General features: G+C 32.6%; 2 protein-coding genes. Both read right to left on the reverse strand.

What is annotated here, in order from left to right; translation table 11 throughout:
* Positions 1-44: 44 nt before the first annotated feature.
* Complete coding sequence (locus tag AC1DJR_RS27330; protein WP_477003976.1) at positions 45-677, reverse strand: LysE family translocator; 633 nt, start codon at positions 675-677, stop codon at positions 45-47.
* Positions 678-836: 159 nt separating this feature from the next.
* Positions 837-1,889, reverse strand: coding sequence for an enoyl-CoA hydratase/isomerase family protein (locus tag AC1DJR_RS27335; protein WP_113734502.1), 1,053 nt, complete (start codon positions 1,887-1,889; stop codon positions 837-839).
* Positions 1,890-2,208 lie beyond the last annotated feature (319 nt).

Genomic DNA, 2,208 nt, shown 5'->3' on the forward strand with positions numbered 1-2,208 from the left:
ATACACTACTCATAATGGAGTAGTGTATTTTCGTTTGTATTGTGTTAACTATTTCTTTCAAAGGCTAATTTAATACCAAACCCAATTAAGACGATTCCTGTAATCCCTTGAATATAACGCTGTGTCTTCGGTTTTTTCATAAAAGCACTAATTTTATCAATTAAAAATATATAAAAAGCAAACCAAATGACGGTTAAAATGAGATAAGTAAGTCCCATAACGAGAAGTTGTATAAATGTATTATGATTTGGATTTAAAAACTGTGGTAAAAAAGTTAAAAAGAAGACTGCAAYCTTAGGGTTTAGTAAATTTGTAAGAAACCCTTGGCGAAAGCAAGAAGTATGTTTATTRTCATTATTTATTGGAAYGTCATTTGTATTTAAGTCTTCTGTGTTTCTTACTGCTAAAAGGGCTTTAATACCAATATAGACTAAATATACAGCACCAACATATTTAAAAATAGAAAATAAAAGAGCAGACTTTACAATAAGTGCTGAAAGACCAATTACAGCAGCTAAAGTGTGAATTAAAAGCGCAACACAAGTACCAAAAACAGTTTTTACGCCGCCGATTTTGCCGGCAATCAATGTGTTTTTCGTAGCCATTGCTGTATCAGGACCGGGTAGAATAATAAGACATATAGACATAATAATAAACAGAAAAAAATTTTCCATAATGTTATCCGCCTTTCTTTTTTGTTTTTAGAAAATTCGATTAACGTTAGTTTAACATACATTTTAGTTAAATAAAATTAAATTATATTTAAAATTATTTAACTGAAAAGAAGAGGCCATATAGAGTAGCTGAGAGTGTGCTACAATATATGGCCTCTTTGTTTAAGCGTTAAGTAAGTTAAAGAATCGATTTACATCTTCTTCTGAAACATCACTTAATTGTTTATATTTATAATTTGGATTTTGGTCTTTATCAACTACAACGGAGCGTACTCCTTCAAAGAAATCTTCATGTCGCATGAAGTTTTTAGCGAGTATAAGATCTGTCGCGAAACATTCTTCAACTGACTTTTCTTGGCCATCAATAAACTGTTTTAATGTTACCTTTAATGAAACAGGGGATTTGGATAATAGCTTTTCTTTCGTTGTTTGGGCAAATGGACTTTGATCTTTCTCTAACGATTGAATGATTCCCTCAATTGTATCGAATGCAAAATGCGAATTAATTTCTTCTACTGAAGAAGAAAGATTGCCATCTAAGTTTGGAGCAGTTGCAAATGTACGAATAACTTCTTTTAAATGAGTATGTACATCTTCTTTTTTCCAATTTACATTTTCAAGTGCGGTAAGGAAATTTGGTAATGAATCTGATGTCATAAAGTAATCAGCAGCGTTAATATATAATACATCAGGAGCTTTTAAAATAGATGCCGTTAAAGCAACATATCGACCAGTATATCCAGGCGCTTTATTTAAGAAATAAGCAGCACCGACATCAGGGAAGAAACCGATGTTCATTTCAGGCATTGCCCACTTCGTACGCTCTGTTACAATTCGATACGTCGCTCCATTTGTCAGACCGACACCACCGCCCATTACAATTCCATCTAAACAAGCGATAATTGGTTTTTTGTATTGATAAATAAATGTATCAATTTCATATTCTTCTTCAAAAAACTGCTCTGCATGTTGTAATGCAACTTCGTTAGAACGTGCTTCGTATAGCGTTTTAATATCACCACCTGCACAAAAACCTTTCGTCCCAGCTCCTTTTAAAACGATGAGTTCAATACGCTCATCTTGCTCCCATTCTTTAAGTTTTTTCCCAATTGGTTGTAACATGTCATAGGATAAAGAATTAAGTGCTTTTGGACGGTTTAAAGTAATAGATGCAACGCCGTTTTCGCTAACAGAAAATAAAACGTGTTCAGTCATTATAAATCCTCCCTTACTTATCTTTCTATTCTTATTTCTTGATACATGCTGAAATGTCCTCTATAATTTTTGTCTAAATTAGGTGCTTAGTGTTAGTATTTATCGCATATTTTGACGAGTTATATTTGCAGGATTTCAGAGAATGAAGAGGAATATTACAACATTACTGTAAGTGCTATTATTTGAAAATGTCGTGTGGAAGGCGCTATTATATGTATAACTTAAATTGAGTTAGTATACGTGGCGTAAATTAAAGAGTGGATGTAGAAAAAGTTAAAAGGCTGAATTATCTAACTTTTAAAGAGCGCGGGGTTTGTAT

The organism is Bacillus sp. 05T31, from assembly GCF_056396725.1.

Coding starts and splice junctions, on each gene's coding strand:
- AC1DJR_RS27335 (WP_113734502.1), bottom strand. CDS start 1,889: ATGACTGAACACGTTTTATTTTCTGTTAGCGAAAACGGCGTTGCATCT.